The 14,913-nt window shown below is 21.0% G+C and carries 13 protein-coding genes; 8 read left to right on the top strand and 5 right to left on the bottom strand.

From position 1 onward, the window contains the following. Positions 1–454 precede the first annotated feature (454 nt). Positions 455–958 carry an iron-sulfur cluster assembly scaffold protein gene (locus OC701_RS01190; protein ID WP_304514288.1) on the top strand — a complete coding sequence of 168 codons (504 nt, stop codon included), beginning with the start codon at positions 455–457 and terminating at the stop codon, positions 956–958. Positions 959–1,019: 61 nt separating this feature from the next. Beyond that, positions 1,020–1,757, top strand: coding sequence for a TrmH family RNA methyltransferase (locus OC701_RS01195; RefSeq protein ID WP_304514289.1), 738 nt, complete (start codon positions 1,020–1,022; stop codon positions 1,755–1,757). Between the two features lie 39 nt (positions 1,758–1,796). Here the strand turns inward: OC701_RS01195 and OC701_RS01200 are convergent, their stop codons facing one another. The 3 genes from OC701_RS01200 to OC701_RS01210 all read right to left on the bottom strand — a co-directional run bounded on the left by OC701_RS01200 (position 1,797) and on the right by OC701_RS01210 (position 5,153). After that, on the bottom strand, positions 1,797–2,672 hold the full coding sequence (locus OC701_RS01200; RefSeq protein ID WP_304514290.1) for a deoxyribonuclease IV: 876 nt from the start codon (positions 2,670–2,672) through the stop codon (positions 1,797–1,799). A gap of 5 nt (positions 2,673–2,677) precedes the next feature. Then, positions 2,678–3,859 carry a DEAD/DEAH box helicase gene (locus tag OC701_RS01205; protein ID WP_304514291.1) on the bottom strand — a complete coding sequence of 394 codons (1,182 nt, stop codon included), beginning with the start codon at positions 3,857–3,859 and terminating at the stop codon, positions 2,678–2,680. Positions 3,860–4,529: 670 nt separating this feature from the next. After that, positions 4,530–5,153: a superoxide dismutase gene (locus OC701_RS01210; RefSeq protein WP_304514292.1), complete on the bottom strand. Its 624-nt coding sequence runs from the start codon at positions 5,151–5,153 to the stop codon at positions 4,530–4,532. A 266-nt stretch (positions 5,154–5,419) separates the two neighbouring features. On the opposite strand from OC701_RS01210, the gene OC701_RS01215 reads away from it, so the two are divergent. The 3 genes from OC701_RS01215 (at position 5,420) to OC701_RS01225 (ending at position 8,298) form a co-directional block, all read left to right on the top strand. Next, positions 5,420–6,100: a hypothetical protein gene (locus OC701_RS01215; RefSeq protein WP_304514293.1), complete on the top strand. Its 681-nt coding sequence runs from the start codon at positions 5,420–5,422 to the stop codon at positions 6,098–6,100. Positions 6,101–6,158: 58 nt separating this feature from the next. After that, positions 6,159–6,365 (top strand): hypothetical protein, encoded by a 207-nt coding sequence (locus OC701_RS01220; RefSeq protein ID WP_304514294.1) that lies wholly within the window; start codon positions 6,159–6,161, stop codon positions 6,363–6,365. A gap of 244 nt (positions 6,366–6,609) precedes the next feature. Continuing rightward, positions 6,610–8,298, top strand: coding sequence for a DEAD/DEAH box helicase (locus OC701_RS01225; protein WP_304514295.1), 1,689 nt, complete (start codon positions 6,610–6,612; stop codon positions 8,296–8,298). 224 nt (positions 8,299–8,522) lie between these two features. Here the strand turns inward: OC701_RS01225 and OC701_RS01230 are convergent, their stop codons facing one another. Together OC701_RS01230 and OC701_RS01235 are read right to left on the bottom strand one after the other, a co-directional pair. Continuing rightward, positions 8,523–10,118, bottom strand: coding sequence for a transporter substrate-binding domain-containing protein (locus tag OC701_RS01230; RefSeq protein WP_304514296.1), 1,596 nt, complete (start codon positions 10,116–10,118; stop codon positions 8,523–8,525). A gap of 118 nt (positions 10,119–10,236) precedes the next feature. Further along, positions 10,237–10,974 (bottom strand): amino acid ABC transporter ATP-binding protein, encoded by a 738-nt coding sequence (locus tag OC701_RS01235; protein ID WP_304514297.1) that lies wholly within the window; start codon positions 10,972–10,974, stop codon positions 10,237–10,239. Between the two features lie 506 nt (positions 10,975–11,480). Here OC701_RS01235 and OC701_RS01240 point away from each other — a divergent pair. The 3 genes from OC701_RS01240 to OC701_RS01250 all read left to right on the top strand — a co-directional run. Next, positions 11,481–12,263 (top strand): hypothetical protein, encoded by a 783-nt coding sequence (locus OC701_RS01240; RefSeq protein WP_304514298.1) that lies wholly within the window; start codon positions 11,481–11,483, stop codon positions 12,261–12,263. 751 nt (positions 12,264–13,014) lie between these two features. Then, positions 13,015–13,587: a hypothetical protein gene (locus OC701_RS01245; RefSeq protein WP_304514299.1), complete on the top strand. Its 573-nt coding sequence runs from the start codon at positions 13,015–13,017 to the stop codon at positions 13,585–13,587. A gap of 391 nt (positions 13,588–13,978) precedes the next feature. Further along, on the top strand, positions 13,979–14,913 hold a 935-nt coding region (locus OC701_RS01250; protein WP_304514300.1), incomplete at its 3' end, for a hypothetical protein.

A 14,913-nucleotide genomic window follows, 5' to 3' on the forward strand; every position in this document is an offset into this window, starting at 1 on the left:
TCAACAGAAAAAGGTATTTTGTTGATTGAGAAATTTATTCATGTAAGTGAATAGTTGATCAGGATATTAAAATACTTAAATATTTATTTTAAATAATAAAATAATATTATAAAGAAAAAAGGAGATGAAATTATAAAAGTAAAATCATCAATATAATTATCAGTCCGAACATTGTCAAAGTATAAACTAAATTAACTGACAAGGTTAACAGCACGGAAAATGCGAAGTTTGTCAGAAGATCAATTTCTAGAGAAATTCATCACGCAAGAACCGTTAGAGATACTAACCGGAGAAGGGCAATGGATAAACAACAATTGTCCTTTGTCAGATTTGTCATCTTCAAAGAAGTAACTAATAAAGATATGATATCGGATTATGCTAAAAGAACAAAAGGTCAATAAATAAACATTTAACCAGTGGCGACACGAAGTTAAACCCTGAAGAGGGATAAATTATGGAAAGCGGTGTGCTTGGAAACTTGCTCGCGCCGTTTGGACGGGGGCTGTTTGTAATAGTTGATAGGAACATAAATCTTATCAATGAAACGCAAATAATCTATTCGTATTTATGGCCTATTACTTGTAACAATAATAATTGCCTTATTAAAAAAAAACACAATTCATTGTGCGGAGATGAAGTAACGTTACAAATTTTTTTTAATGCTGGTTTTATTAATTCAATTCGGCATGAAACAAAAGGTTGTTCTATAATATGCGCTTCGTCATCTATCATGTCAATTTCTTTATCTAATCAAACATTTGCGCAAAGTTTAAATATTATTAATAATTTTATAAATATGTTACAAAAGAAATCTTTTGATATTTCTGTTTTGGGATCAGATTTGTTATTATTTGAAGCAATTACTAATATTCCTAATAAATTAAACTGCACTATTATTCCTTGGTTATTAGCATTGGATTTAATACAAAATTATTTTAATAATGTTAAGTTAAGTTAAAAATATATTTTTGGAATAAATATGTATAATAAATATTATTTAAAGAGAGTTTTAATATTCTATGATTTTATCATCTAATAATAGTATTTTCAAAAAAATGATGAAATTATCATCTAAAAAATACCGAGATTTATATGAAGAATTCCTTGTGTTTGGCAATCATCTTGTGCAAGAAGCTGTTAAAAAAGGAATAGTAGTAAGTTTATATACTATTAATCCTGAAAAAGAAGCAGGTTTATTTATTAAAAAATCTTTAATGAAATTATTAAATAATAATCATATCTTATATTCGCAGGTAGCTATTTGCAAAATGTTAAAATCATCTTTATACGATGATAAAATACTTATTTTAGATAGTGTTCAAGATCCGTCTAATGCTGGACTTTTATTAAGAAGCGCTTGTGCTTTTGGATTTAAAACTATTTTTTTTAGTAATAATAGTGTAGATATTTATAATGAAAAAACCATTCAAGTTAGTCAAGGAGCTATTTTTAATTTAAATTTTTATCGCGGCAATTTAGCTAATTTTTTATTTTTTTTAAGAAAAAATAATTATTTTGTTATAGGTTCTTGCGTTCGTGAAACTAATTTTTTGTCTAATTCTTTAGCAGATTGCGGCATGATATATAATAAAATTGCTTTAATATTAGGGAATGAAGGCAAAGGTATTTCTGATGTTGCTCGTAAAAATTCGGATTCTCTAATCTCCATCTCTACTACGGATTTAGTAGAAAGTTTAAATGTAGCTATAGCTGGAAGCATTATTATGTTTTGTATTTATCACTCAATAAATAAATGATTTTTTTATATTTTAACTTAAATATAGTGAATATAATTATTATTTAAGTTTTAAATTTTTATTAAATAATCTTTTTTTGATCATAATAATTTCTTCTTTATAGATAGGCTTTTCGTTCACAAAAGGTGTTTCTAAAATTTTAGGAATATTATCGAATAATGGGAAATATATAATTTTTATTAAAGCTTCGAAGCCTATTTGACCATATCCAATATTTTCATGTCGGTCTTTTTTACTACCTAAATAATTTTTAGAATCATTAATATGTAGAACGGACAAGTATTTTAAATTAATAATTTTGTCAAATTGTTTTATTATATTTTCAAATTGGTTTTTAATATCATAACCAGCATCAAATACATGACAAGTATCAAAACAAATAGAAATTCTCTTTTTATCTTCTATTAAATTGATAATATTTTTTAATTCTTGAAAATTCGAACCAATTTCATTGCCCTTTCCTGCCATAGTTTCTAATGCTATTTTAGTTTTTAGATGAGAAGTATTTTTAAAAATTTTGTTAATACCTTGGGCAATCCATTCAATGGCTTCTAATTTATTTTTGTTTAGATTATTGCCTGGATGTATTACCATTTGAGGAATTCTCATTTGAGCAAATCGATTTAATTCTTGGATTAAAAATTTGATAGCAAACTCCCTTTTATCTAAAACAGGATTTGCTAAATTAATAATATACGGCGCGTGACCTACTAAATAATTAACATTAATATTGTGTTTTTTCATTTCTGATAAAGTTTGATCAATATCATTTGTTGTAATAATATTTCTTTTAGTATTTTGAGGAGGACCCGAGTATAACATAAAAGTATTTGAATTAAATGATAAAGCTTGTTCTAAAGATCCTAAATACATTTTAGGTTTTTTAAATGATACGTGACTTCCTATTATTAACATATATATTATTTTGTTATCTTTCTGGTTGAAATATATTTTTTATTTTTGGATATTTTATTTATATTTCGATTATTTTGGGGAGCAATTAAAGAATATTGGTTTTTTTTATTATTAAATTGAATTTGTTTAAATGAAATATTTAATTTTTTTTGTATTTCATTAAGGAATAATTCATCTTTTTCGGTCATTAAAATTATTATATCTCCTGATTTTTCCATTCTTCCCGTTCTGCCGTTACGATGTTGAAAAAAATCTAAATTTTTATGGGGCAAATCATAATGTATGACCAAATCTATATCTAAGTCTAAACCTCTTGCCATAATATCGCTTGCTATAATATATTGATATTTGGCTTTTTGGATATCATTTATATATTGTTTTCTTTTTTTAGTATTTAATGCTGAAGAAAAGCAAATAACTTTTAAATTTTTTTGAACCATTGCTTCATAAATTTTGGCTTGTTCTTTAATGTTGGAAACAAAAATAATAGAAATATAAGGATTAATATTTTGAGTTAAATGTATTAAAGTTTTTAATTTTTGTTCTGATGTAGTTAAAAGATTATAATAATTTAATTTTAATTTATGTTCTTTGGTAGTATTTAAAAATAAATTTTTGCCAAAATATTTATTTATGAAAGGTTTTAATTTATCGGTTATAGAAGCAGATACTATTATAATTTTAGGATTACATTTTGTTAATATTATATCTAAGATGGATAAAGAATCTTGATCAAATAGCATATCTGCTTCTTCTAAAACTAAAAAATCGAGTTTATGAATTTTTAGTAATTTGTTGCTAAGAACATATTCATTTAATTTGCTTAAAGTTGTTATGAGCAAAGGAGGTTGTTTTTTTTTAAAATGATCTGATATTTTTTGTTTATTTATGCCACCATATAAAATTTTAATATTTGCTATCTTAGGTTCTATTTTTTTTAACATATTCAATATTTGCCAACCCAGTTCATTGGTAGGAGTAATTATGATGGCTTGTATTGTATTTTTTTGCCAATTTATTTTTGATAATATAGGTAATAAGTAAGCATGAGTTTTTCCGGTTCCTGTAGGAGCAACGCATACTAAATGATAAGGTTTTTCGAAATTGTTAAACATTTGTTTTTGTATAGGTGTTATTTGAAGAAAATTTAGTTGTTTTAATTTTTGCTTTATATATTGTTGTTTCAAAGTAATTAAATTTCCTTTGTTTTAAATTTTTATAAATTATTTTTTGTCAGTTAATTTTAATATATGTTAGAATATTATTATTGTTAATTATTATATAAATTGAATTAAATATTTGATTTATTATTTATAATTTATCTTTATATGTCGTTGATCTTTTTATCAAAAAGTATTCAGTTTAATTAATATTTATATTAAAAAAGATAATAATTTTAAGAGGTTAATAATTTTTATGTTTTGGTTTTTAAATAAAAATAAAAAAGTTAATTCATCGAATTGCAACAAACGTTTTAGTAATCAACCAAAAGTTGAAAATATAGTTAATAGAAAAAAAAATGTATCGTTGAAATTTTCCAAAAACCGAATTTTCGTTAATATTATTTCGATTTTGATCGTATTAATTATATTTGTAACTATTGTTGTTATCCCTGTAGGTTATTTTATTTATTTGATTTTTCAGAGGTAAATCTAAATTTTTTTTATATTCAATAATAACTAATTTAATCTTGATTAGATATAAGGTTATTGATAAATAAAAATCCATCGAAAAAAGATATTTTTTCGACGGTTTTGTTATTTTATATTTCTTAATCAATAATTTTATTTTAAAAATAAATGTTTTTGTTTAAATTTATTTTTATCTTTTTTGTGTTTTAATAATTTTAATTATTTATTATTCTTTATTTAAGAATATATTATTTAAATTAGTTTCTACTTGCTCCCAATTAATAATATGAAAAAAAGCTTCAATATAATCTTGACGACGATTTTGAAAATCTAAATAATAGGCATGTTCCCAAAGATCTAAACCTAAAACAGGGTGACCTAAATTATGAGTTGTATCTTGATTACTGGTGGTTATTATTTCGGATAAATTATTATTTTTAATAATCCACCATACCCAACCGCTACCAAAAAGATTTAAAGCTTTATTGGTAAATTGATTTTTAAAATTATCTAAATTTTTATAATCTCTTTTTATAATTTTTTGTGTTTCATTTAATAAAATTATTTCATTTGTTGTTTTTGGTTTTAAAATTTTCCAGAAAAATGAATGATTAAAATGACCTCCTCCATTATTATGAACAGATTCTCTAATTTCTTGAGGTATTGACGATAAATTTGTTAATAAATTATTTATATTATCTTGAATATTAGGAAATTTTGATAAAGACATATTTAATTTATCAATATAGGTTTGATGATGTTTTTGATGATGAATCATCATTGTTTTTGTTGTTATAAAGGGTTCTAATTCGTTATAGTTATAGTTTAAGGTAGGTAGTTGATATTTCATATTTAGATATTATTTCTCCTTTTTTATTTTAAATTTGTACAAAAATATTTTTAAATAAGTTAAATCATTCTTTATTATAACATGTTTAAAACAAAGATAGTTATTTGTAAATTTAACATGGATTTGAAATGTATCTAATATATAAAATAATATTTTGTTTTTTAGATATAAAAATTTTGTTTTATATCTAAAAATTAAATAAGATAAAAAATCATTAATTTTATTGTGATAAACATAATTATTCAGAAAGAAGTTAAATTCAATTTATGTTAAATAAAAATAACTGTATAAAAAACACACGAAATATTATTAAACAATTAATTTTAGGTTCGAATTTAATTTCGATTTCTTGGGTTTTATTTAATTTAAATAAATATTCTGTTTTAAGTAAAATTAATAAAATTCCTGTAATTAATTCTAATTTATGGTTATTTTGGCACTTACCTTTATTTTTTTTGGGTTTTTTTTTAAATATTAATTATTTAATTTTGTTTTGGTTCATTTATATTTTTATAGATTGTTTCTTTTATTCGGTACCCAGTTATTTGGTAACTTATGAATATTTAAAAATTAATTATAATTTTTGTATTTCTGATAAATATTTTTTTGTTATTAGCAATATTGTTTTCGGTTCTTTTATACCCAATCTATTTTTATTAATAAGTTGTCTGTTGAATTATCGTTATGTTAATAAAAAACGCATTTTTATTTTTGGTTTGTTGATTATTATTTTACAATCTATTTCTCGTATCTTAAATGGTTATTTAAATTATTGGGATATTATTAAAATTACTTTTTATCGATATAATTATTTTTACTCAGATTTTGTTATAAATATTTTATTTTGTTGTTTTAATATTATTCCTATTATTATTAACGGTATAATTAATTGTTTATCATTTGGATTTTTATATAAAAAAGTTCAAAGTATATATATTATGAATTAATTTAATAAAATTTATATAAAAGAATTAAATGTATGCAAGATGTTATCGATTTAATTCATTGGAAATAAAAATTTATTATCGTTTTGTTTCAAGTGAAGATAATTTTTTCAAATTAAATTATTTATTTTATGGTATTATTAATAATAAAATAATTATTTTTTTAACTATATTTAGATTCTTATTTAAATTAGTAATTGTAATTTTCAAGATAGTTAATTTGTTAAAGTTTGTGCTGATTATTGTTACTGGTACTCGTTTAGATTAAGATCGATATAAGTTTCACTTTATTTTCTTAAATTTTAAAATTACAAAAACTTTTAATAAATATTTTTGATTTTTTAATTTTTTTAGGAAAAATATATAGTAATTAAAAATATTTATTTTAATATCTAAAATAAAAAATTTTTATTATTTACTATTGAGAATATAAAATATTTATTTTTATTAAATATTGAAAAAATTTTTATTTTTAATTAAAAAATTTTCAATAAGATTGAAAGGAAAATATAATGATTTCTTCTTTTACAGAGTTAAATTTATTAACTCAAATTCAAGAAGCTTTAAAAGAGCTTAATTTTATTAATCCTACTCCTGTACAGGCTTTAGTAATTCCCAAAATGATTCAAGGTATTGATATTGTAGCTCGTTCTCAAACAGGAACAGGTAAAACCTTTGCTTTTGGTATCCCAATGATTCAAAAAATTGATGCTCAAAATGCTCAAATTCAAGCTTTAGTACTGTGTCCTACACGTGAGTTAGCTTTGCAAGTTTTTACGGAAATTAATAAATTGTTGAAATTTTATTCTGATATCAGAACTGCTGTTATTTATGGTGGCGAAAAATATTTTAAACAATTTAGCGCTTTAAATAAAAAACCTCATATTATTGTAGCTACTCCCGGAAGAATTTTAGATTTGTTAAAACAGCAAAAAATAGATTTATCTCATGTTAAATTATTAGTTTTAGATGAAGCTGATGAAATGTTAAAAATGGGATTTCAAGAGGATGTAGAAGATATTTTAAAGACTATTCCTTCAGAAAGGCAAACAGCTTTATTTTCTGCTACAATGCCGGATTTCATTAAAAAAATAGCTGCAAAATATCAAAAAAATTCTCAAATTTTAGAAATATCTAATAAAAATGTTGCAGTTAAAAGTATTAAACAATTTTATTTTATTGTTTCGGATATAAATAAAAATTTAGTTTTAGAACGTTTATTAGATTATCAAAATCCTGATTCTGTTATTATTTTTGCTAATACCAAAAGAAATGTTGATAATATAACTGATTATTTACAAACAAGAAATTTTTTAGTAGATGCCTTGCATGGAGATTTGAAACAAAACCAAAGACAATATGTTCTTAATAATTTTCGTAATAAAAAAATTAAAATTTTAGTCGCTACCGATGTAGCTGCTCGAGGTTTAGATATTTCTGATGTTCAAATGGTTATTAATTATGATTTATCTAATGATTACGAAAGTTATGTTCATAGAATAGGTCGTACTGGAAGAGCTGGAAAATCAGGTGTTTCTTATAGTTTTATTAATGTTAGACAAAAAATTAAATTAAAAAAATTAGAATATTATTTAAAAGACAAATTATTATTAGCTGAAATTCCTAAGATTGAAGAGATTTATCAACAACAAGATCAATTATTTCGAGATAAAGTTGTTCAATTAATAGAGAATTATCAAAATAATAATTTATCAGTTGATGTGTCTTTAATAGATAATTTAGTTAAAAAATATGATCATGAATTAATTATTAAATCTTTATTACATTATATATCTCCTTGTCGTAAACAATATGAAAATATTGTTATACGAAATGTTTCTAATTATAATAATGATGATTTTGCCAAAACATCTTATATTAAAAATAATCGTATTAATAATAATGATTATTCTAAAAAATATGAACAAAATAATATTAACATGACAAAATTAATTATTAATATTGGTAAAAACGATCGTGTTTATAATCCTGCCACTTTTTTACAAATTTTATATGATAAATTTAATATTTATAGAAAAAATATTGGTTATATTCAGCATTTTGCTGATAAAACAATTTTTGAAATTAATAATAATTTTGTTAATAAAATTAAGTCTAAAAAAGATATTTATTGGGAAAATAAATTAATAATTATTAGCGATGATTTAGGTAATCATGCTAACAATAAATATAAGAATTAAATAAAAAATTTTCATTTATTTTTTAATTTATTTATTTGAGGATTATCTAATTAATTATATATTTCAATAAAAAAGTCAAATTGTTTTTATCCTTATGGAAATAGCAATTTGACTTTTTTTATTATGTGTTGGATTTTATAACTTATTAATGTTAATTATTGGAGTTTATTTTTATTTTCATAATGTTTAATTATTGAATAATGATTTAAATTTTTCTTATTAATTCATTCGAAAACTTTTGTATATTTCAAAATTTGAGTTAAACTTGATAATGATATGTAAATAATACTTATAATAATAAAAGGCGTTATAGTATCGTAAGTAATAGCTATATTGCGTTGTGCAGTCCATAATAAATTTGGCAATCCAATAATAGAATATAAAGCGGTTTCTTTTAAATTTATTACAAATTGATCCCATATATTAGGTATTTCTCTTTTTAAAATTTGTTCTAATATAATATACCTAAAGACTTGTTTTGAACTTAAACCTAGAGCATAAGCAGCTTCTATAGGTCCGGATTCTAAAAAATTAATTTGTCTAGACATGTTATTTAAAAAATGGCATGCGTTATTAAGGAAAGTTATAGTTAATGAAATACAAAAAATCCCTATTAAACCTTTCAAAAAAAATATTTTTTGTATCAATAAATTATACATTAAGACAACTTGAATAGTAATAGGGATAGCTTTTGTAATATGAATACATAAAATTAACATACAATTTATTATTTTTGGAATAACTTTTCCAGAAGTTTGGCACCATATTTTGAAAGGTAAAAATATTAATGCTAACAAGAAACCTAATAAGATAGCATCTATAGCCAATGTTAATGATATATAAAAACTGTCTTGATATGTTTTAATTATATTTATAATTTTATTTCCAAATTTATTATTTTGTTGTTTTTGTTGGTTATCATTTATGTAAGTTTTGATAGCTTTTTCACGTAAATTTTCCATTATATTAGGATCATCTTTTTTAATTTTATCAATTTGTTTTGCTATTTCTTGGTATAATTTTTGGTTTTTATGGTTGATAAAAATACCTAAAGGATAATGAAAATCTTTATTTTGAGTATTTTTTTCTTTATTTATTAATTTTAAAGATTTAAATTTATTTTTATCATTTGCTTTTAAAGAAGTCATTAAATTTATAACAGGGTGTTCAAAAAGAAATAAATCAACACGTTTTTGTTCTACTTCGTTAATACAATTTACTAAATCTTCTTTTGGATTTAATTTGTCTAAATTTAATTTGTTTAATATTTCAATATCATAAATAGAACTGGCTGTAGTTGTTGCGCTAATATTGCCGTGCATTTTAGTTAAATTTTTTAAATCTTGAACAGTAATTTCTGTTTGGTTTATGTAATTTTTAAATTTATGATTATCTTTTCTAATTAAAAAACCTATTTCAGAATTATCATATTCTATAGTATTCATTTTTTTTTTACGTTCTTCTGTAATATTCATGTTACCGATAGCAGCATCAACAACTTCTTGGTTAACTTCATTTAAAATACCAGGAAAATTTAATGATTTTATTTTCAATTGTTTATTCATGTTTTTGGTTATTTTTTCAAACAAAAAAATATCAGAACCACTAACATATGTTCCTGTTTCGGTAAGAAAACTATTAGGATTAGAAGAATCACTATCAAAACAAAAAGGCGGAGAATTACTTACTACTCCTAAAATAATACTATCGGAAGATTGCTCTTGAAAACTACAAATTTTAAATAATTTATAATGTAAAAATATTATTATTATAATAAAAATAAAAATTTTTAAGATTTTTCGAAGTTTTAATTGAAACATTAAAATAAGTTCTCTTTCGTGAATTTTTTAGGATTAAATTTGGTAATTTATACAATAATTAATAGTTTAGTGTATAAAAATTCATAATGTTGAATAAGTTCTTCTTTGTAATATAATATTATTTTTTTTCTTGTTCGAAAAAATATTTAATTTTAGGACATTTATTTAATCTGAAAATATCATTTAAATTGCCTTTTTCTGAAATTTGACCGTTTTCTAATAAATAAATTTTATTTGAAACTTTTTTTGCAAATTGCAATTCATGAGTCACAATAATAAGCGTTATATTATGTTTATCAACTAAATTTTTTAATAATTTTAATATTTCTTGAGCTGATTCTGAATCTAAAGCTGAAGTGGGTTCATCAAGTAAAATAATTTTAGGATCCATACAAAGAGTTCTTGCTATAGCTACCCGTTGTTTTTGCCCTCCGGAAAGTTTTTGAACATTTTCGTAAGCAAATTTATCCATTCCTACTTCTTTTAATTTTTTGAAAGCCTTTCGAGAAGCCTCTATATAAGGCATTTTAAAAACACATCTCAATGCTAGACAACAATTTTCTAAAACAGTTTTTTCTGAAAACAAATTAAAATGTTGAAAAACCATTCCTATTTGTATTCTTAAATTAGTTAAGGAAGTATTAGGATCTAGAAGATTATAATTATTAAAAAATATTTTTCCTGAATCTGGTCTATTTAATAAATTTAAACATCTTAATAAAGTTGATTTTCCTGAACCAGATCGGCCAATAATAGAAACTATTTCTTGTGGTTTTATTTTTAAATTAATATTATTTAAAATTATTTCTTTATTAAAAGAACTTTTTAGGTTTTTAACTTCTATTATATATTTCATTATAATTTTTATGCTCCTTTTGGATTATATAAAATTTAATTTATTTAGTTAGATGGAATGTTTTCGATATTATTTCCCAAGATTTAATGAAAATTGGTTTTTTAATTTTTAAAATTTTATAAAAAAAAATGATGTTTGTCAAATTTTAAAGAAATTAAATAAAATATTTTATTCCATAAAAGTAAAAATTTTGATACAATCCTTATAGTTATTATTAAAATATAATTGGATTTTGTATGATTTAATATTTTAATAAAATGTAATGTTTTATATTTATATTTATTTATTGTTTAGTAGTTAGTTAAATTTTTTATTTTTTAAACATTTTTTAGATATTATAAAATTAAATATTAATTTGAGATTATGATTATAAAAACAAAGTTATTTATTTATTTAGAATTTAAATTAATGATGAATAAGTTAATTGAATAGATTAATTAAAACGAATGTTAGATTAATATAAATTCGGAAAATAATTTATATAAAAGAAAATGGGTGTTGCAATTATGAATAAACAAAAACAAATAATTAGAAGAAGAAAAATTTTTTTATTATCGATTTTGATAACTTCTATTTTATTTTTTATCGTGTTTTTTTGTATGGGAAAAATTTTAGGTCATATCGAGCAACAACATGGAGAAGTCGTTTCGGATGTGAGTAAAGCTTTAGAAAATAATTTAGAATCAGGGCAACAAGATTTAATTTCGAATGTTAAAAATTATGCAGAAAAATCTTGTAATGACGTTGCAGAAAAAATTAAAAGCCAAGTAGATATAATAAGTGAATATTTCAAAGAATCTTTAGATGATTTGAAAGAAAATGCTCAAATTCGTTTATATAAATGTATTGATGAGTTGGAGCAACATACAAAAAAACACGCTAGTCAAACTTTTGATCAAATTTTAGGTCCTCAAATTGAACAAAATTTAATGGATCTAAAATCTAGTATTTTGAATATTTTGTCTAATTGGTTATCTAATTCTTTTAACTTTGGTAGTACTTGGAATTTTTTAAAATCTTTATCTCCGTCGTTTTTTACTAAATCGAATACGCCAGCAAATAATAATGATTTAAATAACGATAATAAGCCAAAAAATAATAATGATTTAAATAATAATAATAAATTTGGTAGTACTTGGAATTTTTTAAAATCTTTATCTCCGTCGTTTTTTACTAAATCGAATACGCCAGCAAATAATAATGATTTAAATAACGATAATAAGCCAGAAAATAATAATAATTTAAATAATTTGAATGATAATAATTATCAGGAGATAGAAATGAAATAATTTAGCTAAATTTAACTATTAATGTTTTTATTCTTATAAAAATTAATAAATTGTATTTTATTATTTTATTTTATTAAATATATAGTTAAAACTGAATTTTTAAAATAAATTATTTAAAATTAAAATAAATAAATTTTTACTAATTTTAAAAAATTTTCGATATTTTAAATAACTTGAAATTGGGAGTGCCTTTTTTTTCTTGTTATTTATTTTTTAACAGGATAGTGCTAATTTATCATTTTTTCTATTGATTTATTTTGGTTATGCACTGTTTTAATATATTAAATTTGTTTTTCATTAATTTATTGGTTTATTTTGTTTTAATAATTTTTAATTAAAGAAATATTTTTTATTTTATTATCTATCTATTTTCTTAAAATTTGTTTATAATATTAGATGTAGTAGTTATCTAATTAAAAATTTCATTTTAAAAAGTTATGATTACTACAAAAATTAAAAAAATTATTTTGATAAAATGTAGTGTATTGTTTTTTTGTTTATTAATTTTAATTTTTAATTAAATTTAATAAATATTTGATTTTGAAAATTTGAATTTGAACATTGAAAAAATTATATTTTAATTAAACAATTAATAAATTTAATTATTTAGTTTTTGTCAAAAGCACAAAAACATTGAATTATTAAAATTTTATAATTTTAAATTAATTATTAAAGAAGGAAAATAATAAATATAAATACTGAACAAAGAAAAATTATTTCATTAAAAAATGTTAAAAAAATAGCTGTTATTATGTTTGTTTTAATGATTATAGGGTTATTAACATTTATTTTTTTAAAGCCAATAAATACATCATTTATGTTTACTGATTCTAAAGAAAATTTGACATCAGGAGATATTTCTTCTGAAGTTTCTCGAGCGAACATGGATAATGAAAAATCAGTGCCTTTAGAAGAAAAAAATAATCATGATCTTGATTATGTTTCTGTAAAGGATTACAATAGTGAGATTTTAGAGGATTTAAGTAATTCTGAAATTGCAAGTATCATAGGTAAATCCGAAACTCCATCTGAAGTTCTATCTTCTTTAACTAACGCAGATACTAAAGAAGAGACAATACAAACTAATGTTATTAAATCATCTAAACCTAAATTTAAAATTCGTTCGTTTTTTAAACCATTTCGTAATATTAGAACAAATTTAAAAAAATTAAACAAATTTAATTCTAGAAATAATCTTGTAAATCATAATCTTGATTTTGAACCAGATTATGCTACTATTACAAAAAATAAAAATTTAGACAAAATGACAAATTTGTCTGCTATTAACTTTTGTGAAGTAATTGAAACTCCAAAAGCTATTTAAATAACTTTAGATTAAACATTTATTTAATAATATTTTAATAATTATTTATTGCACAAAATTTTTAAATAAAAGTTAATATTAATTTTAAGGAGGAGGTTAAAAATAATTTTCTTATTTGGAAATTTTTTAATAAAGTTCCTTTAAATTACATTTAACATTATTAATTTAAATAATTAATATTTTAAATTACATTTTATAAATTGTATTTCAGTGGTAAAAAAGATCTTGAAAATAGGTCTTTTTTATTTATTTTTGTCTTTTTTTTATGCTTTATAACATTTTTGATTTCTTAATATAAAAAAAATTGTTAAATTTTTTTCATCATATTTATTAATTTTAATTTGGCTATATTCATTAGAAAGATATCGGTCGAAATAAGGTTTCCTTTGGTATGAAAATTAAAAAAAATTATTTATTTTTTTTTATTTTTTTTTGTTTTTTTAAAATTTTATTTTTTTTATTTTTGTATAAAATGGTAATTAAAGCTAAAAATATTAATTTAGTGAATTTTTCTTTATGTAACTCAAAATTTTTACAAGAACAAGAGATTAATTTTGAAACTGAATTGAAAAACATTGATACTAGAGAATTTAAGGTTTTATCCAAAATTAAAGAATCTTTTCCTCAATATTTTCAAGAATCTAACGAGGATAAAAATAGTTTTTTATTGAATCAAGTTTTATTATTAATTTTAGGAGAATTGAAAAATCATAATTCTCAGTGGTTTAATAAATATAAAGAATCAAATTTGATTTTTAAAGAATATTTATCAATTTTAGAAAAATATGATTTATTTAACGAATTTGGATACAAAATAGAAGAAATAGTTTTTGACCCTAATAAATATATTTTTATTCTTCCTGGTAATTATAATGAATTTAATAACTATGATAAATATTTGTTTTATAAACAAAATTCTTTTAAAATAGATACAAAGGGGTTTTTTTGGCGTAATTGGTATCCTAAAAATTTGTTATTTATATCTAAAAGTTATTTAGATATTATTTTAAAAATGAGTACAACAATTTGGGAATTAAAAAACGATCCAATTCAACAATCATTGATAGAAGAAGAATTAAATATATTTCTTAAAAAACATCTTTTATTGTCTAAAGCTGATACAGATTTTCATTTCATGAAAAATAAAATAAAAAAATTAAAAAATTCTTCTAATAGCGAAAATCAAATAATTTATAGTTTAACTCGAAAAATCCGAGAGAAAGAAGAACAATACCGTCAACAAATGAATTTATCTGAAGAGGAACGTCAACAGTTAAAAACAGACATTGATAAACTTAGAGATCAATTAACTGATAGTCAAAGTCA

It is taken from the genome of Candidatus Phytoplasma bonamiae, assembly GCF_030586845.1.
Classification (GTDB): Bacteria; Bacillota_I; Bacilli_A; order Acholeplasmatales; family Acholeplasmataceae; genus Phytoplasma; species Phytoplasma bonamiae.